At 59.4% G+C, this 25,208-nt stretch carries 23 protein-coding genes and 1 pseudogene; 15 read left to right on the top strand and 9 right to left on the bottom strand.

The window, feature by feature from the left end; genetic code table 11:
- Positions 1-2 precede the first annotated feature (2 nt).
- The 3 genes from MRBLMA1_RS21720 (at position 3) to MRBLMA1_RS21710 (ending at position 2,764) form a co-directional block, all read left to right on the top strand.
- Positions 3-1,295, top strand: a complete 1,293-nt coding sequence (locus MRBLMA1_RS21720; RefSeq protein WP_133653794.1) for a cytochrome b — start codon at positions 3-5, stop codon at positions 1,293-1,295.
- A 15-nt stretch (positions 1,296-1,310) separates the two neighbouring features.
- A complete protein-coding gene (locus tag MRBLMA1_RS21715) occupies positions 1,311-2,159 on the top strand; it encodes a cytochrome c1 (RefSeq protein ID WP_363739850.1) in 849 nt (282 codons plus the stop codon).
- Between the two features lie 68 nt (positions 2,160-2,227).
- Positions 2,228-2,764, top strand: coding sequence for an adenine phosphoribosyltransferase (locus tag MRBLMA1_RS21710; protein ID WP_363739847.1), 537 nt, complete (start codon positions 2,228-2,230; stop codon positions 2,762-2,764).
- An 18-nt stretch (positions 2,765-2,782) separates the two neighbouring features.
- On the opposite strand, the gene MRBLMA1_RS21705 is transcribed toward MRBLMA1_RS21710, so the two are convergent.
- The 3 genes from MRBLMA1_RS21705 to MRBLMA1_RS21695 form a co-directional block, all read right to left on the bottom strand.
- Positions 2,783-3,427, bottom strand: coding sequence for a 5'-methylthioadenosine/S-adenosylhomocysteine nucleosidase (locus MRBLMA1_RS21705; RefSeq protein WP_363739845.1), 645 nt, complete (start codon positions 3,425-3,427; stop codon positions 2,783-2,785).
- A 28-nt stretch (positions 3,428-3,455) separates the two neighbouring features.
- Positions 3,456-4,274 (bottom strand): class I mannose-6-phosphate isomerase, encoded by an 819-nt coding sequence (locus tag MRBLMA1_RS21700; RefSeq protein WP_363739843.1) that lies wholly within the window; start codon positions 4,272-4,274, stop codon positions 3,456-3,458.
- 206 nt (positions 4,275-4,480) lie between these two features.
- The gene (locus MRBLMA1_RS21695) at positions 4,481-5,662 is read right to left on the bottom strand and encodes a capsule biosynthesis protein (RefSeq protein ID WP_363739841.1); all 1,182 of its coding nucleotides are present in this window, start codon (positions 5,660-5,662) and stop codon (positions 4,481-4,483) included.
- Between the two features lie 360 nt (positions 5,663-6,022).
- On the opposite strand from MRBLMA1_RS21695, the gene MRBLMA1_RS21690 reads away from it, so the two are divergent.
- Entirely contained in the window at positions 6,023-7,606 is a 1,584-nt protein-coding gene (locus MRBLMA1_RS21690) for an LTA synthase family protein (RefSeq protein ID WP_363739839.1), read from the top strand.
- Here the strand turns inward: MRBLMA1_RS21690 and MRBLMA1_RS21685 are convergent.
- Positions 7,521-8,294, bottom strand: coding sequence for an SDR family NAD(P)-dependent oxidoreductase (locus MRBLMA1_RS21685; protein WP_363740036.1), 774 nt, complete (start codon positions 8,292-8,294; stop codon positions 7,521-7,523). The genes MRBLMA1_RS21690 and MRBLMA1_RS21685 overlap by 86 nt on opposite strands.
- Positions 8,295-8,394: 100 nt before the next feature.
- Here MRBLMA1_RS21685 and MRBLMA1_RS21680 point away from each other — a divergent pair, with 100 nt between their 5' ends.
- Positions 8,395-9,009 carry a sterol desaturase family protein gene (locus tag MRBLMA1_RS21680; protein WP_363739837.1) on the top strand — a complete coding sequence of 205 codons (615 nt, stop codon included), beginning with the start codon at positions 8,395-8,397 and terminating at the stop codon, positions 9,007-9,009.
- Between the two features lie 22 nt (positions 9,010-9,031).
- Here MRBLMA1_RS21680 and MRBLMA1_RS21675 read toward each other — a convergent pair whose 3' ends face one another.
- Positions 9,032-10,264: a glycosyltransferase family 4 protein gene (locus MRBLMA1_RS21675; protein ID WP_363739835.1), complete on the bottom strand. Its 1,233-nt coding sequence runs from the start codon at positions 10,262-10,264 to the stop codon at positions 9,032-9,034.
- A gap of 258 nt (positions 10,265-10,522) precedes the next feature.
- On the opposite strand from MRBLMA1_RS21675, the gene MRBLMA1_RS21670 reads away from it, so the two are divergent.
- Complete coding sequence (locus tag MRBLMA1_RS21670) at positions 10,523-11,284, top strand: aspartyl/asparaginyl beta-hydroxylase domain-containing protein (protein WP_363739833.1); 762 nt, start codon at positions 10,523-10,525, stop codon at positions 11,282-11,284.
- 77 nt (positions 11,285-11,361) lie between these two features.
- Here the strand turns inward: MRBLMA1_RS21670 and MRBLMA1_RS21665 are convergent, their stop codons facing one another.
- The 3 genes from MRBLMA1_RS21665 to MRBLMA1_RS21655 all read right to left on the bottom strand — a co-directional run bounded on the left by MRBLMA1_RS21665 (position 11,362) and on the right by MRBLMA1_RS21655 (position 14,768).
- Positions 11,362-12,909, bottom strand: coding sequence for a hypothetical protein (locus MRBLMA1_RS21665; RefSeq protein WP_363739831.1), 1,548 nt, complete (start codon positions 12,907-12,909; stop codon positions 11,362-11,364).
- Positions 12,910-13,172: 263 nt separating this feature from the next.
- Positions 13,173-13,934 (bottom strand): class I SAM-dependent methyltransferase, encoded by a 762-nt coding sequence (locus MRBLMA1_RS21660; RefSeq protein WP_363739829.1) that lies wholly within the window; start codon positions 13,932-13,934, stop codon positions 13,173-13,175.
- A gap of 57 nt (positions 13,935-13,991) precedes the next feature.
- A complete protein-coding gene (locus MRBLMA1_RS21655) occupies positions 13,992-14,768 on the bottom strand; it encodes a class I SAM-dependent methyltransferase (protein ID WP_363739827.1) in 777 nt (258 codons plus the stop codon).
- A 205-nt stretch (positions 14,769-14,973) separates the two neighbouring features.
- Here MRBLMA1_RS21655 and MRBLMA1_RS21650 point away from each other — a divergent pair, with 205 nt between their 5' ends.
- Genes MRBLMA1_RS21650 through MRBLMA1_RS21610 form a run of 9 tightly spaced genes read left to right on the top strand, consistent with a single transcriptional unit; the run spans position 14,974 to position 24,346 of the window.
- Positions 14,974-15,822: a transketolase gene (locus MRBLMA1_RS21650; protein ID WP_363739825.1), complete on the top strand. Its 849-nt coding sequence runs from the start codon at positions 14,974-14,976 to the stop codon at positions 15,820-15,822.
- The gene (locus MRBLMA1_RS21645; RefSeq protein WP_363739823.1) at positions 15,815-16,678 is read left to right on the top strand and encodes a transketolase family protein; all 864 of its coding nucleotides are present in this window, start codon (positions 15,815-15,817) and stop codon (positions 16,676-16,678) included. The genes MRBLMA1_RS21650 and MRBLMA1_RS21645 overlap by 8 nt, the downstream gene beginning before the upstream one ends.
- Positions 16,679-16,714: 36 nt before the next feature.
- Positions 16,715-17,491, top strand: a complete 777-nt coding sequence (gene rfbF, locus MRBLMA1_RS21640) for a glucose-1-phosphate cytidylyltransferase (RefSeq protein WP_363739821.1) — start codon at positions 16,715-16,717, stop codon at positions 17,489-17,491.
- Positions 17,473-18,567 (top strand): CDP-glucose 4,6-dehydratase, encoded by a 1,095-nt coding sequence (rfbG, locus tag MRBLMA1_RS21635; RefSeq protein ID WP_363739819.1) that lies wholly within the window; start codon positions 17,473-17,475, stop codon positions 18,565-18,567. The genes rfbF and rfbG overlap by 19 nt, the downstream gene beginning before the upstream one ends.
- Positions 18,564-19,478, top strand: a complete 915-nt coding sequence (locus MRBLMA1_RS21630; protein WP_363739817.1) for an NAD-dependent epimerase/dehydratase family protein — start codon at positions 18,564-18,566, stop codon at positions 19,476-19,478. Before rfbG ends, MRBLMA1_RS21630 begins: the two co-directional genes overlap by 4 nt.
- Positions 19,475-19,861 (top strand): GtrA family protein, encoded by a 387-nt coding sequence (locus MRBLMA1_RS21625; RefSeq protein ID WP_363739815.1) that lies wholly within the window; start codon positions 19,475-19,477, stop codon positions 19,859-19,861. Before MRBLMA1_RS21630 ends, MRBLMA1_RS21625 begins: the two co-directional genes overlap by 4 nt.
- On the top strand, positions 19,858-20,877 hold the full coding sequence (locus tag MRBLMA1_RS21620; RefSeq protein WP_363739813.1) for a glycosyltransferase family 2 protein: 1,020 nt from the start codon (positions 19,858-19,860) through the stop codon (positions 20,875-20,877). The genes MRBLMA1_RS21625 and MRBLMA1_RS21620 overlap by 4 nt, the downstream gene beginning before the upstream one ends.
- On the top strand, positions 20,874-22,418 hold the full coding sequence (locus MRBLMA1_RS21615) for a hypothetical protein (RefSeq protein ID WP_363739811.1): 1,545 nt from the start codon (positions 20,874-20,876) through the stop codon (positions 22,416-22,418). The genes MRBLMA1_RS21620 and MRBLMA1_RS21615 overlap by 4 nt, the downstream gene beginning before the upstream one ends.
- Complete coding sequence (locus MRBLMA1_RS21610) at positions 22,415-24,346, top strand: hypothetical protein (protein WP_363739809.1); 1,932 nt, start codon at positions 22,415-22,417, stop codon at positions 24,344-24,346. The genes MRBLMA1_RS21615 and MRBLMA1_RS21610 overlap by 4 nt, the downstream gene beginning before the upstream one ends.
- Before the next feature lie 217 nt (positions 24,347-24,563).
- On the opposite strand, the pseudogene MRBLMA1_RS21605 reads toward MRBLMA1_RS21610, so the two are convergent.
- A pseudogene (locus MRBLMA1_RS21605) lies at positions 24,564-25,208 on the bottom strand (IS630 family transposase); the annotation flags it as partial.

Below are 25,208 nucleotides of genomic sequence, written 5' to 3'. Positions count from 1 at the left end.
TCATGAGCTTTCCATGGGCTGAACATTATACTCCCAAGCATCCCGCGATGCAGTGGATCGACGAGAAGCTGCCTTTGCCGCGCCTCGTCTACAATGCCGTGGGCGCCGGTTATCCGGTGCCGCGCAATCTCAACTATTTCTGGAACTTCGGCGTATTGGCCGGCCTCGCGCTGATGATCCAGATCGTCACCGGCGTGATCATGGCGATGCATTATGGCGCCAACACGCTGGTCGCCTTCAGCACGGTCGAGCAGACGATGCGCGACGTGAATGCCGGCTGGCTGATGCGCTATGCGCACGCCAACGGCGCCAGCTTCTTCTTCATCGTGGTCTATCTGCACATCTTCCGCGGCCTGTTCTTCGGTTCCTACAAGGCGCCGCGTGAAATGGTGTGGCTGCTTGGCCTTGTCATCTTCCTCCTCATGATGGCGACCGCCTTCATGGGCTATGTGCTTCCCTGGGGGCAGATGAGCTATTGGGGCGCGAAGGTGATCACTGGCCTGTTCGGCGCGATCCCTGTGGTGGGCGAACCGATCCAGACCTGGCTGTTGGGTGGCTTTGCCCCCGGCAATGCCTCGCTCAATCGCTTCTTCTCGCTGCACTTCCTGCTGCCCTTCGTGATCGCCGCCGTGGTGATCCTGCACATCTGGGCGCTGCACATTCCGGGTTCTTCGAACCCGACCGGCGTGGAAGTGAAGGGGCCGCAGGACACCGTGCCTTTCCACCCCTATTATACGGCAAAGGACGGTTTCGGAGCGGGCGTGTTCCTGATCCTCTTCGCGATCCTGCTGTTCTATGCGCCCAATTATCTGGGCCACCCCGATAACTATATCGAGGCGAACCCGCTTTCGACGCCCGCGCATATCGTGCCGGAATGGTATTTCTGGCCCTTCTACGCGATCCTGCGCGCCTTCACCGTGGACTTCTTCTTCGTGCCGGCAAAGCTGCTGGGCGTGCTGGCGATGTTCGCGTCGATCCTGCTGCTCTTCTTCCTGCCCTGGCTCGATACCTCGCCGGTGCGCTCGGGCAGCTATCGTCCGACGTTCAAGAAGTTCTTCTGGATCCTGATCATCGACGTGCTGATCCTGGGCTATTGCGGCGGTGCTCCGGCGGAAGAACCCTATGTGATGATCTCCCAGATTGCCGCGGCTTATTATTTCGCGCACTTCCTGATCATCCTGCCTTTGATCTCCCGCTTCGAAAAGCCGCTTCCGCTGCCTAATTCGATCACGGAGGCTGTTCTGGCGAAATATGGCAAGACCGACGGCGAACCCGCCGCGGTTCCGGCCGAATAAGGGGGTAGACGGAAAATGGTACGCATCGGCGCTTTTCTGGTCGGCCTCTTTTTCGCGGGCTGGCTGGTGATTTCCTTCCTGGTGGGCGCGGTCGCCTATGTCACCGAGCCGCCCGCCAAGACGGTGGAGCATGAGTTCCACCTCAATCCCAAGCATGTCGCCTTCTCGTTCGACGGGCCTTTCGGCAAGTTCGACCAGGCGCAGCTCCAGCGCGGGTTCCAGGTGTTCAAGGAGGTCTGCTCGGCCTGCCACAGCCTGAAATTCGTGGCTTTCCGTGATCTGGCGGGTATCGGTTACAACGAAGCGGAGATCAAGGCGATCGCCAAGCAGTGGGCGATCAAGACCCCTGACGTGGATCCCAAGACGGGCGAGATGTCGACCCGCGATCCCATTCCGGCGGATTATTTCCCCAAGCCCTTCGCGAACAATGTCGCGGCGGCGGCAGCGAACAACAATGCGATCCCGCCGGATCTGTCGCTGATGACCAAGGCCCGCCATCATGGCAGCGCCTATGTCTATTCGCTGCTGACGGGTTTCCAGGCGCAGCCGGCCGAGCTGCTGAAGGAGTTCCCTGACGCCAAGACGCCGGAGGGGCTGCACTACAACCCCTATTTCGCCAACCTGAACCTTGCCATGGCGCCGCCGCTGACAGCCGATGGTCAGGTGACCTATGGCGACGGCACCAAGGCGACTGTCGACCAGATGGCGCAGGACGTTGCGGCCTTCCTGACCTGGACGGCCGAGCCCAAGCTGGAAAACCGCCGCCGCGCGGGGCTGGCGACGATCTTCTTCCTGCTGATCGCGACGGGCCTGGCTTACATGGCCTACCAGAATATCTGGGCGGACAAGAAAAAGGCCGCCTGATCGGGGCCTGAAGCAGAACATTGGAGGGGGCGCGGGAAACCGGGCCCCCTTTTTCCATGAGGGTTAAGATGAGCGCTGACGGCCTGGCGGCCCTGGTCCGCACGATCCCCGATTTTCCCAAGCCGGGGATCCAGTTCCGGGACATTACGACATTGCTGGCGGACGCCGCCGGCCTTGCCGAACTGGTCGAGCGCATGGCGGCGCGTGCGCGGCCACTCGATCCGGCCTTTATCGTGGGCATCGAAGCGCGAGGCTTCATCCTGGGGGCGGCGCTGGCCCATGCGCTCGGCGTCGGCTTCGTGCCGGTGCGCAAGAAGGGCAAGCTGCCCGGCAGGACGGTCGGCATCGATTATGTGCTGGAATATGGCACCGACCGGCTGGAACTGCATGAGGGACAGATTCCGGAAGGAGCCCGCGTGGTGCTGGTGGACGATCTGATCGCAACGGGTGGAACGGCGCTGGCGGCTGCGCAATTGATCAGGGAACAGGGTGCGACCGTGCTGATGGCGTTGTTCGCGATCGATCTGCCCGACCTGGGTGGCATGGCTGCGCTGGAGGCCGATGGCGTCGCGTCGGCGGCGATCATCGCCTTTGGAGGACATTGACCGGCTTCGGGCCGGTCATCATTCCAGATGGGGTGCGGGCTTTTTCGCCTTTTCAAGCGCGCTGGCCAGCATGTCCACCGCCTCGGCCAATCGTTCGTCCAGCAGCGCCAGTAATTGCGTCCATCCGAGCATGTCGGCCAGTTCGCCCGGACCATCGGAAATACCGCGAAGCCCCATGACCGGCACGCCAAAACGCTGGCAGGCGCGCACCACAGCAAAGCTTTCCATGTCGACCATGTCGGCGTCGATCGCCGCATAATCATCCCCGCCGACGATATTCCCCCCCGTGGACAGCCGGGCGGCGCGAATGTCGAGCGGCATGTGCAGCGCGATTTCGGCCGGGTGGTCGGAAAAGGGCGTCACGCCTTTGGCGAATCCCAGCCGGGAAGCGTCCATGTCTCGCCAGGAGACGCTGGCGACCTGATAGACCTCGCCCAACGTACAGATGCGCGATCCGGCCGATCCCAATGAAACGACAAGGTCGGGCAGAGCGCCTTCCATGTCCAGCCGCTGGAGCGCAAGGCCGGTGTTGAGCGCGGCTTCCACCGGACCCACTCCCGTCATCAGCGGATCGAAGCGGGCCTTGAGCTGAGGACCATATTCCGCCTCGACCGCCATCACGAACAGGACCCGCTTGTCCGCGATCTTTTCTCCGCCTGGCATGGGCTTCCCCCGATTCGTCGATATAAGTTCAAGGCAGCCGGGCAAGCAGTGCGCTCATCCTGCTATCGATGGTCAAGGCGGCCGTTCCCTGGATCAACCAGCATTCGCCCTGCCGCCATGGCTCGCCGTCAATCATGCCGGTCCCGGTCAGCGGAATGAACCATGCCATTTCCCCCTCTATCCGTTGCACGGTTTTCGCTTCACCCTGCACCAGGTCCAGGATGAATGGCGCTCCATCGCCCGACACCAGCCGTTCTTCAGCCGTGATCGGAACAATCCTGTCCGGCAGGTCATAGAGCGCGGTCGCGCTGACAGCTATGGCTTCCTCCAGATGAAGCGCGCGTGGCCGGCCGTAGTCGTAAAGGCGGTAGGTCACGTCATTGTTCTGCTGCACTTCCACAAGCGTCACGCCGCCGCCAATGGCATGGACGGTGCCGGCTGGAATATAGTAGAAGCTGCCCGCTCGGACTGGCTTCCAGTCCATCAGTGCTTCGATGCTGCCGTCGAGGGCCGCTGCACGCAACGCCTCGGGCGTCAATTCGCGGGTCAGGCCGATACCCAGTCGCGCGTCGGGTTCGGCATCCAATATGTACCAGCATTCGGACTTGCCGCCCTGCAGTCCGCGGTCCCGCGCCTGCACGTCATCGGGATGGACCTGCACCGACAGCTTCTCGCTGGTGAAGATATATTTGACCAGCAGCGGCAAAGCCGCCCCTTCGCTTGGCGTCAGTGCCGAGAACCAGACTTCTCCGACGCGGCGGCCCTGTGTGGGCGCGATAGCTGAAGGAATATCGGTGCGGCCCCAAGGCTTTTCGACATCATGGACGAACAGGCGGGTCGTGGTCATGCGGTTCCTTATGGAGAGTCGCTGCCGACAGGCAAGAGCCTTGAACGAGGAAGGGGAAGACGTCCTCGGAACCAGTTGCAGTAACCGTCCGCACCGCACACGTACGTCCATACGCCTCAGGCGAGAATTTGCTTATCGCCTTGCTCATCATGACTCCCTCTTGTCGCAAATGGGAGCCTTAGGAAAACCCGGGACGCTTCAGTTTGCTATTCAGGAAGCAAGGGTTTGCCCTCGAACCTGGCGACAGCATGACGCACCACCCGGTTCAGCCCTTCCTCGGAGAAGAAACCGCCGGGAATAAGGCAGCGCTCGACCAGCACGCGCTGGAAAGCGGCAAAAGTGGTCGCATCTGGCGCGACCGGATTTCGCCAGAAGGCATCCAGTCCATCCTGGAAGGTGATATCAGGCATGTCGTAGATCGCTTGCCCCAGAGCCACCACCGGCACGCCCATGGCCAGGGCCAGGGTGCCGCTAGTGCTGTTGATCGTGACGACGCCGCGTGATTGTTGTGCAACAGGAACGATATCGCCCCAGGCGAGATAATCGACCCGGTCCGCGACACCGAAAAGCGAGGCCATATCGGCCGTTTCCTGTTGCCAGTCGCGCACGCCATTGTCGAGCGGGTGTTCCTTGACCACCAAACGCACGTCAGCCGGAGCATGATTGGCGAAGGATTCGATCACCAACCTGAGCGCATCGGCCACACCGGCAAAGGGTGAATGCAGGCGAATCTGCGCATCCGAATCAAGTTGAAGCGGGAAAAGGAAATAGGGCTCGGCCGAAACTGCAAGGCGGGCAATCAATTCCGCGCTGCGCTGTTCGCGTTCCTTGCGCCGGCGCAATTTGCGCCACCATCCCATCCCTTCCACCAAAGGATGCCAGGGCCGGTGGTTGGTCCAGTACGGATAGCGCCAACGGGTCAGGACATCGGCGGCATTGTAAATCAACCCCTCCGTCGCTCGGCGGCGGAACGAAGAATTGACCTGACTGTGGGCAGGAACCGGGGGCAATGCCGCGGCCGTCTCGCGATACCACACCGGATCGCGCGGGAGAGAGGAATGGCCGTTGACGCCGCCCAGTTCCAGCGTCACCCAATCGGGTCGAACATAGCCCTCCTCGAACACGTGAACGGGCACTCCAAGCTCGCGGCAAACCCGCGTGGCTGGCATATGATGTTCACGGCAGTCTCCGAACAACGCCACATCCGTAATGCCGCACTCCTTGATGGTTCGTTCGAGCATCGATGGCCAGTCTTCCAGCGAACCGCAATAATCGATGCCGTTCGGCAGGCGCCAGAACAGGCGGTCCCCACCGTTGAAATTGATCTTGTAGACGCTGTGCCCGGATCGGATCAGTTCCTGGCCGAGCCGACGGAACAATGGTCCCATGAGACCTTGCAGCAACAGGACGGTCCGCCTGCCTGACTTCGAAGGAGCGCTTGTAGTCCCGTGTGCACCGTCGGTCGCATTGAAGGATAGTTCTGGCATTCAGGAAGCAGGCTCCATGATGACGTCGGAGGCGGACATGTTGGCTGGGTCCCAGAGCCATTCCGGCATGTCGTGGTTATTGCCCAAGCGGTTAGTCTGCCGTGCGTCAGACGGCAAGCCTCCACGATATCCGTGCCCGGAAAAGAGCGCGGAGGTGGCCTGATGACAGCCGGCATCCTGTTCGCTAAGAGATCATATGCCCGGCATAAAGGGCCTGAAACCCCTGGGGCATGACGATTTGGACGGCACAGCAAAGCAGTGATGCCTGATGGACTGACATTCGCGGCATTGCTGGTCGGTGCAGCCGTTCTCGACCGGTTGGTATACCCCCGACCCGAGGCGGGCCTTTACCTGTCCCGGCGCAGCATGGCCGGCCTTTGGCTGCTGGCATGGATGATGACGGCGCTGTTCGGCCTGTTCCTCACCTGCTGCGGCAACTTCCCGCTCTCCGCAGGATTGGCGCTTGCATTGCTGGCCCTGCTTGTTCTTGTCTCCAATGCCAAGCATGCCATGCTCGGCGAACCCCTGCTCTTTTCCGATCTGGCGCTGATCGGCGCGATCTTCCGTCATCCCCAATTCTATCTTTCAGCCATCAGCGTCGGGCAACGCACGGCGGCAGGGGCCGTGGCCATCCTCCTCCTCGCCATGCTGGCCTGGCTGTTCGTTCCGGCGTGGCAGATGCATCTGGCGGGGATGCTGATCCTTGCCGGCAGCCTCGCGATACTGGCGACGACCGTGCGCGGTGCCCTGCGCCAGGGCCTGGCCGATACGCCAGACGCCTATGCCGATGTCAGGCGTCATGGCCTCCTGCCCACATTGTTGCTTTACTGGCTACGCTGGCGCCACAGCAACGATCCGCCACCTTGCGCCGAAGCCGAGAGACATCCTCCTTCTGCCCCTCATCCACCCCCGGAACTGCTGGTGGTCATCCAGTGTGAATCCTTTGCTGATCCGGTCGAACTGTTTGAAGGCTTCAACATATCGCTGCCGGGCCTTGCCAACGCCCGCGAGAGTGCCTTGCAATGGGGCGAGCTCAATGTCAGCGGCTTCGGCGCCTATACGATGCGCACGGAATATGGCGTGCTTTTCGGGCGCAGCGAGGATGTCCTCGGCTTCCGGCGCTACGATCCCTTTCTCACCGCGCTGGGCGAAGCCTCCTATGCTTTGCCTGCGCGGCTGAAGGAGGCAGGATGGCGCAGCCTCTTCGTCCATCCGCATGACATGCGCTTCTACAGCCGCGACCGGATCATGCCGGCAGGCGGCTTTGCCGAACTGATCGGAGAGGAGCATTTCGCCCCCGTTGCCGCCGGTGCAGGACGCTATGTCACCGATGCAGCGATTGCCGGGCAGATCGTCCGGCTGGCCCGCGAAGCTATCGGGCCTGGCCTGATCTATGCCGTCACGATTGAAAATCATGGGCCCTGGGCGCCGGACATACGCACGGGCGGCGATCTGGTTCAAAGCTATCTTCGCCTGGCGCGCAACAGCGACGCCATGCTGAGCACATTGCGGGAGCAGCTTGCATTGCTGAAGCGCCCGGCTGTCCTGGTTTTCTTTGGCGACCATCGCCCCAGCATTCCGGGCGCGACCTCTCCGGACGGAGGACGACATACGCCTTATGTGATGATCCGCTTCAATGAGGCAGGTGACATTGTCCGCGGCGACAACAGGCGCGTAGACCTCACTCCGGCCGAACTGCACCATGCGATGCTTGATCTTGTCCTTGGCGAACCCCTGGCAAGCGTGAACCCTGGCGCGGCTAATGGCCTGGCGGAGACAGCGCCAGCAACAGGCGTTCGCGCAAGGGTCGCGGCAGCACGCGGTCAAACCAGCGGAGCAGGTTGAAGGGCCAGGGTATGATCGCATGCGCTTGCCCCAGGGCTGCCGCGCGCGCGATCCTGGCCGCGACCACATCCGGCTGCGTCGACAACGGCCTGGCCTCTCCAGTCCGCCGGGCAGCCGCCGTGTCGATAAAGCCGGGCGATACCAGCGTCACCTTGACCCCATGCCGCCGCACGCCGATTCGCAGCGCCTCGGCAAAGCGCGCAAGACCTGCCTTCGTCCCCGAATAGGCAGCGGCAAAGGGCAAGGCATGGAAGGCGGCGGCAGATCCGATCATCACGATGCGCCCGTGGCCCCGCCCCGCCATCCGCTCGGCCAGCGCCGCGGCCATTGCGGCAGGTGCGACGAAATTGATCATTCCCAGCCGGGCGACGACGCCCGCATCCTCCACCACAGCGCCAGCCGCGCGAATATCCCCCAGGCCGGCGGCGAATATGGCCAGGTCGACAGGATCAGCTTCGTCTTCGGCCAGCATGGCGTGCAAGGCATGTTCAACATTGCCAAGGTCGAGCGAACGCATCTCTACCGATGCTCCGGCCGCCTCGCATGCCTTGGCCAGGGATGACAGGCGCACCAGGTCTCGTCCCCAGAGAGACAAGCATATGCCAGGACCAGCATAATGCCGTGCCAATGCGCTGCCCAGTCCACCAGAGGCGCCGGTAATGAAAATCCGCTTCGGGTGGAAACCCATGGTCATACCGATGCACGCATGTAACAGATCCCCCTCTAACCTTGCTTCAACGACATAATTCCTTGACAGACAACGGCGCCTCCTGTTCGAGTTCCGCGTAATGCGCTCTTCCGATCACCAATCCCGACGAATCCGGCTGTTCAAAAATGAGCATCTGGAACAGCTTACGCTGATTTCACCACGAATTTTCGCGCTGGTCTGGGGCATATTGCTCCCGTTGATCGCCTGGATAGGATGGGGGGAAACCGGATTCTGGGCAGGGTTCAGCCTGTTTGCGGCCGGCCTCCTCGTCTGGACGCTTTTCGAATATGCGATGCACCGATACCTCTTTCATCTGAAGGTAGAGTGGCCCGCGGCAAGATGGTTTGTCTTCCTGATTCACGGCAATCATCACGATAACCCCAATGATCCCATGCGCGACATGATGCCGCTCTCGGTGAGCCTGCCGGTTGCCGCCCTGGTCTGGGGTGCTTGCCTGATGCTGCTCGGCGGTCCTGGAACCTGGCTCTTTCTGGGGTTCATCCTGGGCTATGTCGTCTATGACACCATTCATTATGCCAGCCACCAATGGCCGATGCGCGGAAAGCTGGCTTCAGCGCTGAAGCGCCACCACATGCGCCACCATTATGTGAACGAGAACAGCAATTTTGCGATTTCGGCCATTTTCTGGGATCGCGTGTTCGGCAGTACGGCCCGGAATTCCAGACAGTCATAGAGAAGCCATAGACAAGCGCCGTTCAGGAGCGCTCCTGCAAGGCCGCAATGGCATCAGCCACGATCCCGACATGCTCGTTCCACCTGGGCATATGCCAATGTGGCAGGCGAAGCATCTGAGCCGTGTGGAGCGGCCCTCGACCAGCATGGTCGAGGATGAGGGCCTGCCAGCCCGGCCCGTCGAGCGGGCTGAGATAGTCGGGCGCATCTCCACCTGCCTCGCGCAGAGCGGGAAGATCGCTGCATATCACCGGCGTGCCGACGGACAGTGCTTCAGCCACGGGCATCCCATAGCCCTCCGCGAAGGAGGGCATCAGCAACGCCCGCGCTCCCCGCAGCAGACTGGCCATACGAGCATCGGAACAGCCGTTCAGTTCCTCGACATGGCCCTTCAGGGCCGGACAACGCTCCAGCATGTCGACGACCTGCTCATTTTCCCATCCGCGACGTCCGATGACGATAAGGCGCGGCACGCTTTGCGGTTCGAGGGTCTGGGCCAGATGACGCCACAGGTTGAGCAGAAGCAGATGATTCTTGCGGGGTTCGATGGTGCCGAGGCAGACGAAATAGGGCCGTCCGCCACCCAGCTGGAAGGCTTCGGCCGCGGGCAGCGTCTCCGTTCCCAGCAGTGCGACATGCACATCCACCCTTCGGCCGCTGCTTTCCAGCCAAGGCTGTAGTGACCGTCCCGTCGCAGCGGAATTGACGATCACCCCGTCGGCCAGCGCGGCGATAGTCGCGATACGTTGCCGGTGCTGGCGGTCGCCGGATACGCGCGCATATTCGGGAAATTCGATTGGAATGAGGTCATGGACGAGGCACAGAAAGCGCGCCTTCTCGCGGGCCAGAATCCGGCGCACCTGTTCCGTGCGGGTCAGATGATGTGGCGAGGCCTGAACATAGACGGCGCCCACGCTGCTGCACTCAGTCCGCGACGGCAGCAGGGAGACAAGCCATGGCAGGGAAGAAGCCAGGGAACGCCGGTGCGGATTGCCTTCTTGACTGGACCAGCGACTTTCCAGTTCATCAAGATAGGCCAGAACCGCCCGGCGCGAGAGCCGCCCGTAAAGCCCGCAAGGATGAACGGCCGCAAAGGCCAGGCGGTCTCCATAATGGTCCAGGAGACCCCGCGCATAGGCCATTTCCACCCGGTCCACTCCCGAGGGGGTGGAATAGTGCACTCGGGAAATCAGGCGCGAAATATCGAGGATGACTTCACCCGATCGCGACGCAGCAGGGGAAAGAGAAGAAACCATCAGAGCTCACTTACCGGGAACCTCGCCTGTAGCAAGGGGATGGATGGAATCGGCTCACCCCACGAAACACCGGTCATTTCGATATCGCAGCCAATATGGAGCCCTCCGCTGATCATTTCATCCACCGGCCCGAAATCCTCTCCTGTCGTAAATGAAGGCTCGGCCGACGGCAGGGTAGAACCGGATATTGACGAAGGGACGAGCCGACTTCATAGCGGGATTCACTCCCTACCCCGTTGTTCCGAAGGAAATATCGGTTTGAAATGGAACGACAAAGTCAATGCCCGCGGCTGGAAGGTGCCCTTCATCGGCAAATCCCTGTTCCAGATCGGCAAGGAATTGCGCCCCAGGATCGATGCGGTGATCATGCGCAACTCGCTGGTTCCGGATCGGGCGCTGATCGACAAAAGTCATTTCCCATGGGTTTCGGCTCTCGAACGGCAATGGCAGGATATTCGCGACGAGGCAGTCCGTATCCGGACGGTTGATATTCCCTCCCTGGGCGATATTTCCTTCGATCATGGCCGTATCGCCGCGGATCGGCGATGGCGCACCCTGTTCCTCAAGGGCTATGGCTATCAAATGGAGGGCAATTGCGCCCTTGCACCCATTACCGCCGCATTGATCGAGAAGGTGCCAGGACTTGTCACCGCCAATTTCTCCGTGATGGAAGCGGGCGGGCATATACCGCGCCACTGGGGCATGACAAAGGGCATGCTCACCTATCACCTTGCCCTCAAGGTGCCGCGGGAGCGGGAAAAATGCCGCATGCATATAGAGGAGGGCGAGACGGTGCATGTCATGCCCTGGGAAGAGGGGCATTCCTTCATCTTCGACGACATGTTCAACCATGAGGTGTGGAACGAAACGGATGAGGATCGCTATATCCTACTGATCCAGATCAAACGCCCATGCCGCTTTGTCGGCAACCTGATCCAGAACCTCTTCCTCTGGGGCGTGCGTCATTCCCGTTTCGTGCAGGATATCAAGCGCCATATCGATCGGGAAAGCAGGAAGTAAGGCCGCCTCCGCTGCCTGCTTTATCTACCTGTAGGTCTGGCTAGACCGCAAATCAGCGCAGTTCCGTGCGGCGGGCTTCAGTGTAGCGAAACCTGGTCCGGAATCGGACTAAGGCCCAGTAATAGTCGAAGTCGCTGACGTATGCGTTGACGAGTTGCTTGCTGCTGCAATGAAGAAGAAGGAACAGGAATTCTTCCTGTTTGGCAGGCTGGCGGTCGTAACCCAGAATCGGCTAGACGACCGCCAAATTCATATAAGAAATATTCTTGCCCGTTGAACGCCTTGGGAATATGCAGTATTTTCTTTATTTCTTCTGGACGCAAGATGATTTTTACATCACTTAATATATAGTATTTTCCGTATCTATTTGACAAATTTCTTAGTTGCTCGATTGTCATGGCATCAGACTTAGGATGTAGCCTATTATCCCAACGGATGAAGTCCTGCTGACATACTTTACCCAAGCGCGTGAAGCGCATGCTGTTGAGCATGGCAATGCCTTGGGCGCTGTTATCCGGAATTGAAACCCAATGCTTGTCCACAAGGCGCGACTGGCGCAGCCAAAAGGCAGCCTGAGCGCCATTGTCGAATGGATAGATCAGATTTACGGCGCCAAGGAAAACGCCGCAAGCCGCCGCTACAAGGAGCCAAGCCGAAAACAGGCGTGAATGCACGATTCCCATATCTCGCTCGCGCCAGATCAGCGCAATGAGAAGCAGCGCAAGAAGAGACAGGTGACGGATTGGGAGCATATAGACGAACAGGCTGAACAACAGGCAAATGCCGGTAAAGCCCGCAAGGACAATTTGATGATCTGATCTCGCCGGTCTTACCCACCATCCGAAGACCAAGGTAAAAAAGCCGACTACGCATGCAATGACGACCGGAAACGTCGTGTTCCAGACCAGACCCTTTTCGCCAAGAGGGAGGGGAAGAAGCAGTTGTGCAAGGTTTGCCAGAAAGACCAAAGCCGCGACGACAGGATTAGAGGAGGGGGGAAGCGCAGGCACCACATCTGGCGCCGGAATCACAGCCCAGGCTGCAAATAGCGCGCTCGCCAGCCACAGGGCAGCACCGGTCCACGACCAGTTTCTTTCCCGCCAGAAGATCATGAGGCAGACCAAGGACAGAACGCCGAATAGGAAATCGACGGCAGGTAGGAGTACCACTGCCGCCCAAGCCCACCGGTCCTTGCGGAATGCCCAGGCCGTAAGAAAAATCAGCACACCAACAGAAAGGCTGCGCGCGATCGTCCCGTAATCGATGAGAACAAAAGCGCTGAGAGCAAAGAACAGTCTGTATCGACGTTCAGGAAAGCTTCGGAAGAGAATTATGGCCTGGATGGCAAGCGCCACGGGTAGCTGAACGGCCACGAGAACCCAAGGAAGGGGGACGATTTGGGCCGTTCCACGGAGTAGAAGATAGTAGAAGGGAGGATGACCTTCATACCTTAAATTGGCGAGCAACTCACCCATGCCGGGCGACTGCACTGCAAGCTGTAAAGACTGCCATTCGTCGAGCCACGGCTCATGCATCAGTACAAGGGCGGCTTGAAACATCAGAATGAAAGCGATGCCGAAAAGCCAAGCGACAGCGGCACCGGATGCTGACGTACTTCTTCCCATCTGTCCCCCTGCGGCAGGCATGCCCCTCCCTTCGATCCATATCTATTCTTTGATGGGGATCAATATAGTCGATCTGCGCCCACCACGTTCACGGATGGCTTGACGAATGAGCTGCCTTCTTTCGTCCGATCGGGTAGCAGCACGCTGTCGTTGGGTCATACGTCAGGTGATGTCACGCATCGACATAACACTCTGAACGAGCAGGCGGCCCGCCCATCTCCCGCATGAATCGCGCCAATTTTACCGACAAAGGGCTGAAACGCTCATCGTTTGACGGCCACAATCCCATATCCAAGACAATCATCCTTTGACCCGACACCAAGAGCCATGGTGAGGTGCGCCATAAGCAGGAAGACCAGCGAAAGCGGCAGCAAGGGCAATAGAAAAATGCAACGCAGCAGCCGAAAGCCGGACGGCCGGATCAGCCCAAGTGCGACGACTATCAATTTGTTCGCTATCACGGCGATGTCGTTGCCGCGTTCGTCGATCTTCACCTGCTCAAAATCTTTCAACACGCCTTGGAGGGCGTAGCGGGAAAACCGGTAAAAATCATATGGCGCATAATGGACGCGCGCGGAAAAGGGTACAGTAGCGACCAGCGTTCCTCCAGGTTTCAAAACACGCTCAATTTCAGCGATCAAAGCGGAAGGTTGGGGGGAATGTTCCAGTACTTCCGTACAGAGCACCGTGTCGAAAGTTGCATCAGGAAAAGGAATGTAGCGGCCGTCGAACGAAATGACATCTTCATTCCCTTGCATCTGGAAGGCGCTTGCTTCGGGTACGTCGATGCCGACATATTTCAGTTCCTGCGGCAGAAAGCCTCTGTACGGCATCTCGCCGCACCCCACGTCAAGCAGACTGCCGCGCAGATTTTTCAGCTGTGGTCCAAGGAATGTCCAGATCGTGCCCAGTTGAAGATCCGCGACGCAGCGCAGCCTGAAGGCAAGCCTCGACTTCAGCGATGAACCGAAGCGCAAAGGGACGGGCTGGAACTGCTCGATGTTGTTTCCGGCAATGTCAAGCATGCGCAGGTCCGATCCATGGGCATGGGCGAGGCGGACATTCAAGGAATATCAACCCGCTCACAGCGGTCTGAAACCCCAGCTCATGAAATTCCCCACGTCGATTGAAAGTCGCCGCTCGTCCAGCTTGGAACGCCGCAGCATTCTGGTGAGCGCGCTCTTCAACGTGCCGGGCAGCGGAGCCAGCCGCAACCAATAGCTGGGCCGGTAGCTATTGCGAAAGCTGGTTCCATCAACGGGAGCATAGCCATGATGGCGCAGCAAATATTTCGCGCTCTCTGCCGAGAAGAGTTGCATATGCTCTATGTCGACAATCGGAGACCGACGACCAAGCAGCCGGTTGAGCCAGGCACGTCGATCATGCGTCACGCCGACGAAAACGCCGCCAGGTTTCAGCAGGCGAAAAGCCGCCGCCACCAAGGCGCCGGGGTCCTGTACATGCTCCAAGGTCATGAAGCAGCAAATGAGATCGATGCTTTCGGGCTGGAAATCCGCCTCTTGGAAAATGCCTTCGCGTATCCAGGGCTGCCGATGGGGCGGAGCGGCGGCAATCGCCGCGCTAGACGGCTCTATCCCGATCAACTGCTTGAATCCGAAGCCCTCCAGGCGCTCGAGAAACGCGCCGGTTCCTGTCCCGATCTCCAACGCCACGCCCCGGCCGTTCAATCGACCAAGCACGGGCGCAAATGCACGGGCATAGGCATCGGCGGCATCCTCCGCCTCCTCTGCACTGTCATAGTCAGCGGCATGGTAGCTAGCATGCAGGGATTCGACGCTCGGTGGATGACCCACATAGGCAAGGTCACACGACCTGCAACGCACCATTGCGTGGCTCATATATTCCGGCACTTTGCGCGAGGCGAAGCTGGAAGCGCTGATCCGGCTTTCGTCGAGCGTGTCGAATAGAAAGGGCTCAGCCTGATCTGGACCGGCTCCGCAAAGCGGACATGCGCGAGTTGTAATGATGGCTTCCTGTATCATGCTATCCGATTAGCGGATTTTAGTTGAACAAATCTTAACTATATCCGGTGAACTTGCTGTCATGAAGGAAGCGCCTCTTGTTGCGGCCGGGCCGCACGACACTAAAGCACTGGCTCGGCGTATCCGGTGCCAAGCCCTGCATATGGTTACGCAAGCCAAGGCGTCGCATATCGGATCGGCGCTTTCCATTGCCGACATCATTGCGGTTCTCTATGGCCGCGCTCTGAGTGTAAGTCCGGCGGCTCATCGCCACTCGGAACGGGACCGCTTCATTCTATCGAAGGGTCATGCGTGCGTTGCAGTCTATGCCGCATTGGCCGAAACCGGCTTTATCGACCGCGCGCTGCTCGGCACCTACGGCATCGATGGTTCAACGCTGATGGCACATATCAGCCATAAGGTTCCCGGCGCAGAATTTTCCACCGGAGCACTTGGTCATGGCCTTCCTTTCGGAACCGGGAAGGCGCTGGCGGCCAAGCTGCGTGGGCGGTCATGGCGTACGGTTGTCCTCACCAGCGATGGAGAGTGGGGCGAAGGCAGCAATTGGGAAGCGGCACTGTTCGCGGCACATCACGGCCTCGACAACCTCATATGCATCCTTGACTACAACAAGCTTCAGAGCCTGCGGAGTGTGGACGAGACCCTGCGACTGGAACCGCTGCACTCCAAGTTTGAGGCCTTTGGCTGGGCAGTGCGGGAGGTGGACGGCCATGACCATGATGTGCTGATCGATGCGCTCCAAGGCCCCCCTTGGCAGGGGGGTAAACCCATGATGCTGATCGCCCATACGACCAAGGGGAAGGGTGTTAGTTTCATGGAGAACAGGGTGGAGTGGCATTACCGCAATCCCACGCCGGAACTGCTCGCGGAAGCGTTGGCCCAGATCGAAAGGGAAGCTCTGGATGCGTAATGCCTTTATAGAGGAACTTGTGACGCTCGCCGAGGCGAATGACCACGTCGCCCTCATCGTTGGTGATCTCGGCTACAGCGTGATCGAGCCTTTTGCCGATCGCTTCCCCGATCGCTTCATCAATGCTGGCGTAGCGGAGCAGAACATGACTGGCCTTGCCGCGGGAATGGCGAGCGAGGGCTATCATGTCTTCACTTATTCCATCGCCAATTTCCCCACCTTCCGCTGCGCCGAGCAGATCAGGAACGATGTCGACCATCACCGCCTACCTGTAACGGTCGTCGCAGTCGGCGGGGGCGTGGCTTATGGCGCGCTTGGCTACTCGCATCACGCCGTGCAGGATTATGCTTTGATGCGGGCGATGCCCAACATGGTGATCGCGGCTCCGGGCGATCCACTGGAAACGCGGGCGTGCCTCCGCTGGCTGGTGGCCAATCCTTGCCCTTCCTATCTGCGTCTGGGTAAGGCGGGAGAACCGCGTTTTCATGAAAGCGTGCCCGATATTATGCCGGGCAGATGGGTATCGGTCCATCCCGGCGATGGCGATGCGATCATGCTTTCGACAGGTGCGGCGCTCGGCGCTGCAATCGCCCGCGCCGATGGGCGGGCCGTTTGGTCGTTGCCGCTCTGGAGCATGGCGACCAAAGCAGATCAGCCTGCCCAACTGGCGCGGCATGGGCGCGTTACTACGCTGGAGGATCATCTTGCCGATGGCGGTTTCGGTTCCTGGCTGGCCGAATCGGTTGCAGGCACCCCTGCCGCCGCACGCATCGAGCCGATCACCCTTTCGCCTGAAATCTGCGACATGGTTGCCAGCCAAGCAACACTCAACCGGATTGGCGGCCTCACTCTCTAACGCTTTCTTTACCATCCCTGTTCATAGGATATACCCATGAAAGCGATCATCCTTGCAGGAGGCCTCGGCACCCGACTTGCCGAAGAAACCTCGGTCCGCCCCAAGCCCATGGTGGAGATCGGCGGCAAGCCGATACTGTGGCATATCATGAAGATTTATGCCCAGCATGGGGTGGACGAATTCATCGTGTGCCTTGGCTACAAAGGCTATATGATCAAAGAATATTTCTTCAACTACGCGCTGCACATGTCGGATGTGACCATCGACCTCCGCCGGGGCACGACCGATGTACATCGCAATGCATGCGAAGACTGGAAAATATCGCTGATCGACACCGGTGCCGAGACGATGACAGGGAGCCGTCTGCGCCAGGCGATGCTCTATCTCGGTGACGATGAGGATTTCTGTCTCACCTATGGAGATGGCGTCAGCGACCTCAATATCAGTGCGGCAATCGAATTTCATCGGGCGCACGGCCGCAAGGCTACTGTAACAGCCGTGCGCCCCGCGAGCCGATATGGGCAGCTTGATCTCGATGGCGACCGCGTCGCCGCCTTTGCCGAAAAGCCGGTGGAGGAAGGTGGCTGGATCAACGGCGGCTTCTTTGTGCTCAACCGCTCCATCGGCAACTATCTCAGCAATTCAGACGCCTGTGTCTGGGAACGCGAGCCCCTGGAGGGTCTGGCTGCTGATGGCGAATTGCGCTCCTTCTTCCATGATGGCTTCTGGCAGCCAATGGACACGCTGCGGGACCGGCAGATGCTCGAAGGCATGTGGGAACGGCACGAGGCACCATGGAAAACCTGGCATTAAAGCGCAGCGGCGCGCGCGCATTCGCACCTGATCCTGCCTTCTGGGCAGGTCGAAAGATATTGGTGACTGGCCATACCGGCTTTAAAGGAAGTTGGCTACTGGTTCTGCTCAACTTGCTGGGCGCGCGGGTGACGGGTGTCGCGCTCGCGCCCGATACAACGCCGTCCATGTTCAATCTGATCGGCGGTGCCTCGCTTTGCGATCACCATATCTCTGACATAGGCGATGCGGCAGCGATCGAGGCGGTCTTCGCCCAAGCAAGACCGGAGATTGTCCTGCATCTTGCCGCCCAGCCACTGGTTCGCGCCTCTTATGCCGACCCGTTGGGTACTTATCGCACCAATGTCATGGGCACGGCACATGTGCTGGAGGCATGCCGCAAGACCACCTCAGTCCGCACCATTATCTCGGTCACGACGGACAAATGCTATTTCAATGACGGCCGCAGCGAAGGCTATCGGGAAGAAGCCTCGCTCGGCGGCCATGACCCTTATTCCAACAGCAAGGCTTGTGCTGAGTTAGTCAGCGCCTGCTGGCGTAGCAGCTTTTTTGCAGACCGGGGAATCGGCTTGGCCACTGCACGCGCTGGTAATGTCATTGGCGGCGGGGACTGGTCTGTTGACCGTCTCGTGCCCGACGCGATCCGCGCCTTCTCCGCGGGGCGAGCATTGGAGATCCGCAATCCGCAGGCCGTGCGTCCGTGGCAACATGTGCTGGAGCCACTGACCGGCTATTTGCTGCTCACAGAAGCACTGGCCGCTAATCCCGTGAGTTTCGGCCAAGGTTGGAATTTTGGACCCGCCGCCGCCGACATGGCGAGCGTCAGTCAGGTCATCGACCTGTTGGCAGCGCATTGGGGCATCACCCCGGAATGGACGATGCAGCCCGGCCAGCATCCTCACGAGGCAGCAATGCTGACGCTCGATTCCTCGGCTGCCGCTGAGGCGCTAGGTTGGCGTCCGCGTCTTTCGCTGGACAGTGCGCTGGCGCTGACCGCGCGCTGGTATAGCGCAAATGACAAGCGTGCAGCGACCCATGAACAGGCGGAGGACTTTCTCGCCATGGTGCCGGCATGAGCCGTATTCTCGTCACCGGCGCGAGCGGCTTCGTCGGTGCGGCGGTGGCTGATCTTGCCATCCGGCAGGGGCATCAGGTGACCGCGCTGGTGCGCAACTCCTCGTCCCCCCGCGTCCGGGGATTGTCGGGGCGCTGCGCTATCGCTGTCTCCGACCTGGCCGACAGGGCCGCGCTTGGCGCCGCGGTGGCGGAAGCACGTGCCGACATCGTCATTCATTCCGCCTGGGAAGGTGTCGGCGGCTCGGCCCGGGCCGGCGATATTCAACTCGACAACATCCGTACGACCGTGGGCCTGCTCGATGCTGCGATAGCGGCAGGAGCAAGACGCTTTATCGGCATCGGCAGCCAGGCAGAATATGGCCGCCATGATCGCCGCATCGACGAAAACGCGGCGACGGAACCCTTCCTTCTCTATGGCGCGGCCAAGCTTTCCGCCTGCCACCTGACGCGCCAGCGCGCGACGGAAGCTGGGATCGGCTTTGCCTGGCTGCGACTCTTCTCGCCTTATGGTCCGGGAGATAATCCCAACTGGCTGATTCCTTCGGTTGCCGCGCAGATTCTTCGGGGGCAGGCACCGCGCACCAGTCCAGGCACCCAAAAATGGGATTATCTTCATATCACGGACTGTGCGCAGGGCATATTGGCCGCCGCGTTGACCGACACCGCGCAAGGTGTCTTCAACCTGTCGAGCGGCCGCGCCATCACGGTGCGTTCGATCGTCGAACGCATCCGAGACCTTGCTTGTCCCGGCTTGGCGCTCAACTTCGGCGACATTCCCTTCGGGCCGAACCAGATCATGCACCTGGAAGGCGATTGCAGGCGCCTCACAGCCGCGACCCGCTGGATACCACGTGTTGCCATAGAGGATGGCCTCGTCACTGTGGTCGATGCGCTGAGGCAAGCCGCATGATTGCGTTTGGACTCGATCGCCGGTTTATCGGCTTCCTTGCTGCGGGCGGGATCAACACGCTATTTGGTTACGCAACGTATAGCGGTCAGGTATTGCTGGGCGTTGTTCCCCACATTGCGGTGATCGTCAGCACAGCGGCAGGAGTAATGTTCAACTTTCTTACCACCAGCGCCGTCTTTCGATCGCGCGATTTGCGCAAGCTGCCACGCTTCCTAGCTGTTTATGGGGTGATGCTCAGCCTGAACATCCTTTTACTGGATCTGCTCATGCATGTTGGGCTCGGCCCTCTACTCGCACAAGCAGTTATCCTGCCAATCTTCATCCTTACCTTCCTTGCCATGCGCCGCTACGTGTTCGCGGTCTCGCCGGAGCAGACATCATGAAGACCATCTCCATCGTGACGCCGTGCTTCAATGAGGCCGACAATGTCGAGGCATGCCGCAATGCTGTTGCTAAGCTCTTTGCGCCGGGTGCGCCATTGGATGGCTATCGACGTGAGCATATCTTCGCAGATAATGACAGCAGCGATGGCACGCAGGACATTCTACGTTCGCTTGCAGCAGTGGACCCTGCGATGAAGGTTATCCTGAACGCTCGGAACTATGGGCCCTTCAGATCCAATTTCAATGCTCTGCGTGCCGCGACCGGCGATGCCGTGATCGTCTTTCTCCCTGCCGACCTCCAGGATCCGCCGGAAATGATCCCGGAGTTCGTAAAGCTGTGGGAAAGCGGCATCGAGGTAGTGGCTGGCGCGCGGGTCAACCGGCAGGAGAGCCTGACGCTACGCAGCTGCCGTGCGATCTTCTACCGCGCGGTGCGAACATTGAGCGACATCGACATTCCGCTTAACGTCGGCGAATTTCAGCTACTCGACCGCAAGGTGTGGGAAGCGGTGGTCAGCCATGATGACCATTACCCTTATATCCGTGGCATCATCGCCTCTGTCGGTTTCCGCCGCGCCATCGTGCCTTACACTTGGGCCGAGCGGCGCTCCGGCATTTCGAAGAACAACTTGCCGAGGCTCGTTGATCAGGCGCTGAACGGCATTTTCAGTTTCACCAATGCACCCATGCGCCTTTGCACTTTTGCCGGTGTTGCGATGGCCGCGCTGTGCCTGCTCTATGCACTGGTGTCAGTGGGCGTCTATATCGCTCGGCCTGACCTTGCTCCGCGCGGCACGATGACTCTGATCGTTGCCTTATTCTTCCTGTCCGGTATCCAGCTCGTCTTCATGGGCATATTGGGGGAATATGTGACCTCAATTCACGCTCAGGTCCGGAAGCGCCCACTCGTTGTCGAGCGGGAACGGATCAACATGGCTCCAGTACTTAGCAACGAGCCTGCCATCGATAATCCGGTTCATGCCCTCCAGCGCAAACTGGGCGCGGAGGCCGCGTGACGCGGACCCTGGCCGCAACAGAAGCTGCCTATCACCAGCGCAGTATAACGGTGTCCATCCCTCTAAGAGGCCTGACGGCATCGCTTGTCGCTCTGTTCGCGCTGGACAATATTCTGCTGCTGGGTTTGCTGGGTTGCCCACATCTGCTGGTAGCAGGACTTGCAATCCTTCTCCCCGGGGTTCTCGCGTTTCTCACCTACAGGACCATGTCGGGGAAGACCCGGGTTGGCATCGCAACCATTGTTGCCTGCGTCGCTGCGGCGGCCATCGTCCTGATACTGGGCGGGGAGGGACGTCTCTTTTACGCATCCACTGATTGGCAGGTACGCGATGCTGTCCTCGCGGATATGGGCACTTACCGCTGGCCGTTCGACTATTGGCTGAACGGTCGTGCGCAGCTTTTGCGCGCGCCCATCGGGATGTACCTGATTCCAGCGATTCTGGGCGGCGCCAGCCAGCTGGGCCGTGACTGGAGCCTGCTTCTTCAGAATAGCCTGGTCCTTGGGCTGCTTTTCGCCCAAGCCTCCACCCTCTTCGAAGGACGCCGCGCGCGCCTTATTGCCATCTTGGTGTTCGTGACGTTCAGCGGATGGGATGTGCTGGGCAACCTCATCCTTCAATGGTCTGGCGGTGAAGCCAGATGGGACCACATTGAAGGTTGGGCGGACGGCTATGAATATAGCTCGCATATTACGCAGCTTTTCTGGGTTCCACAGCATGCTCTAGCCGGTTGGACAGTCGCGATCACCTATCTCCTGTGGCGTCGAAACCTAGCCCCTGTCGGTTTGTTCGCAGCTAGTCTCCCACTGGTTGCGCTCTGGTCGCCGCTCATTCTGTTCGGTGCGCTGCCGTTCGCCGTGTTCGTGGGCCTGCATGTCCTCCTGACGAGGGCGTGGAATGGTCGAGACGTCCTCTTCACCCTAGTTGCGACCGTGCTGGCGATGCCAGCCCTCATCTATCTGTCAACGGATGCCGGCGCGATGGGTGGCGGCCTGCTCCCCCCCAAAGCCCTTGTCTATACACTGGTCATGCTGTTCGAGGTTGTGCCGTTTCTCCTGCCCATTTTGCACGACAGAGACAGTCTTATCGATCCTGGTACCAAGCTTATTGCAGCCGCTTGTCTCTTCCTCATGCCCAGCTGGTCGATCGGCACGTTCGGCGATTTTCAGATGCGCGCGTCCATCATGCCGCTGGCTCTCGTCGCGATTGCTTTCGCTGACTGGGCGAATCGCCTCATCGATTGGCGAAAAAGAATCAGCTTTCTGATGATCGTTTGCCTGGGATCGGTGACTGGCGCAGTCGAAATTGCACAAGCTTTACGATTTTCGCCTTCGCCGGCACCGCGTTGCTCGTTAGCGGCCGTTTGGAACCGTCAGACAAGCCGTACCGCTCCGGATGCAGCTTATTTTGTACCAATTCATGCCTTCCGGTTTGAGATCAAGCCGGTCGAACGGGTGAGTGCGGCCATTCCAGCGAGATGCTGGGATCACCCCTGGCACATGCCAATCGGCGCCACTACAGGAAAGCAGAAGAACCCGTGAACTTCTCCATGATAATCATCGGAATTTATGCTGCGCTCCTTTGCGTGGCGTTGCTAACACCTTACGCTTCCGCTTGCCTTGCTCCTCGCACGACGAATGGTTCACCTGTGCATTGGCCTGTTTGCGTGTTGCTCCTCTTGGGCGCCATTGCCCTGACGATCGCGCGCCACGGGGCTTTCCCGTTGCTAGGCGTTCTGGTCCTCATTCCTCTTCTCGGGCTTGGTGTGTGGTCCCTGCTAGGCGGCATGACCGCCGCAATGCTGTTCGCGACGGTGATATGGTGGAAATGGCCTGTCCATATGGGGCCAATCTCCGCAGTGCTGTCTGTGTTGCTTGTACTCGGGGCTGGTCTTCTGACGCGCTGGAGCAGGTTGTCAGCCCTTCCTCGGACGGGGTCGGGGTCCAGCCTCATCCCTCCCATGCTCCTGTGCATTATGATCGGGCTTGCTGTCGGACTGCTTACAGCGCCGTTCGAATCCGCAGAGCCAATTTATACCGCATGGCATCACTGGGGTGCATATCTCGCTCCGGTTGAGGCTTGGCGAGCGGGCGGCCTGCCTTATCGTGATTTCCCACTGCAATATGGATTGGGTCCAACGTCGCTGCTCGTCGCAAGCTGCGGTCATGACTGCTGGCGAGGCATGTACATCGTCACCATTTCCGCCAACGCACTCTATTTTGCTACGCTTTCCGGAAGCGTGCTCCTTCTGACGACTCGATCTTCAAAGGGTGTGCGTTGGCTGGCGCTTCTCGCGATGTTCTGCGCCACATTCCTTTGGACGGGATTTCCCGTAAGTTTCGCAAGCCCTATCATGACTCCCTCGGTAGGAGGCTTGCGGTTCCTGACCATTTCTGCCCTTCTGTTCCACATCCTTCTCTCGGAGGAGCGGCAAATCCGGCGAGATTGGATAGGCCACGCCATTTGGCTGATTGATCTTTTTTGGTCGCCTGAAGCGGCATTTTTCGGAACAGTAATTTGGTGGCCCTATCTCGCTTTGCGTGATGTTCAAGCCGAGAATGGAGGCCGTGACGTCCTGATCGCACTCTTTGGTGGCATCCTGCGCGCGCTTGGCGTTCTCGCGATCAGCATAGCCGCACTTTCTCTTGCGCTATGGTTGGTATCGGGGGGAAATATAACATCTGAACAATTTTTCGCCTATATCCTCCATCCTCCCGGCCCATTACCGGTCAATCTTACCGGAACCGTGTGGATCGCTCTGGCATCGATCACGATCGCCCTGTCAATATTGATATGGCGGAGACCGTCTTCGCAATCGCGCCGCCTCTATGCGTGCTTGCTGAGTTTTTTGGCAGCTGGATCCTACTATATCAGTCGCAGTCACGACAATAATATCCTAAATCTCTTTCCATTACTGATTTTACTATTATTGGGATTATTAGAAAATCTGGAATGTATTCAGAAATCCGTACAATCATTCATTCGATCCCTGATCCACACCTTATTTGTGGCTATGATAGCCTTTGTGGTCACATTCGACTTCACCGCTTGGCGCGAGGGCGCAATTCAAATCGGTCCGCTGTATCTTGGGCCAACGCGGTTGATTTCCCGGTTCTCGCCAGAAACCGATGACACGCCGGCCATGTTGCCTCCCGATGCCGTGGTTGGCCTTCAAAAGTTGCGAGAGCGAGGTGCTGGCGCAATCGTTTTGCTCGATCGCTATTATCTGATGCCCCGATCCGATGGTCTGGCATGGACCCCGATCAACAATCTCGCGAACTTCATGCCCCTGCCTGAACAAGCGGCGCTGCATTACGTACGGCGCGGCGCAGAAATTTACCATCGTCCGGGATGGATATTGGCCAGTGCCGAATATCAGCATTGGATCGCTGCCTTCAGAACTGCCTATGATGTGCGAGAGGAAAGGTCGTTCGGATCCTATCGGGCGTTCTATTTGGTGCCCCGCTGACTGAGGTCATTCTGGCGAAAGCCTCCGGTTGATGAGCGTAGCGTGGAGGCGATTGCAGATCAAGCTGATACGCCAGCACCTGTCGATCGCGACGCAGTGATGGTTGAGGCTTTGTTGTATAGCGCCTGACGGGCATAAATCGATGATTACTTGTAATTATTAAACGATGCGGATGGTGTTCGGAGTTCCGATTTCTAATACCAACGAGCATTAATCGGTACCCATGTGCCCATTGGCGCAAATCGATGGACATGATGCGCCAAGGTTGATTGACGAGGCTGTTCCAGGCGAAGCAGCAGTGGTCGACGATGTCATCGTAGGATTTGAAGATGCGGTTGGACAGCCAGTTGTCACGCATGAACTGCCATACATTCTCGACCGGGCTCAGCTCGGGGCAGCGTGGCGGCAACGGCACAAGGGTGATGTTGTCGGGCACGATCAGTTCAGCCGAACCATGCCATCCCGCCTGATCGAGCAACAGGACAGCGTGTGCGCCCGGCGCGACGTTGAAGGCGATTTCTTCCAGATGCATCGTCATGCCTCGCTGTTACAGCGAGGCATGACGATGCCGGCGCCCTTTCCTTCGGCGGGGCAGATCGCGCCGAAGATCCATGCCGAGGACCGGCGCTGATCCTTCGGCGCTGAAGGGCGGGTGCCACGCCTGGCCCAGCGCCGGGTGAGCTTGGTCTGCTGGCCCACGCGGGCCTCATCCTGCCACCACAACTCTATCGGCGTGCCCCTGGGGAGGCGCTTTCCTGATCTTTGCCAGGCGGGAGGCGAAGCTTTTTTAAAATCGGCAATGTCCTCGCCCCGCTGGCCGTGATGGCGCGGCCGGGCCGTGAGCTTGCGGTAGCCCATCGCC

It is taken from the genome of Sphingobium sp. LMA1-1-1.1 (assembly GCF_040676365.1).
Taxonomy (GTDB): domain Bacteria; phylum Pseudomonadota; class Alphaproteobacteria; order Sphingomonadales; family Sphingomonadaceae; genus Sphingobium.
The sequence above is the reverse complement of the archived record's forward strand: the minus strand, read 5'-3'. Positions and strand labels throughout refer to the sequence as shown.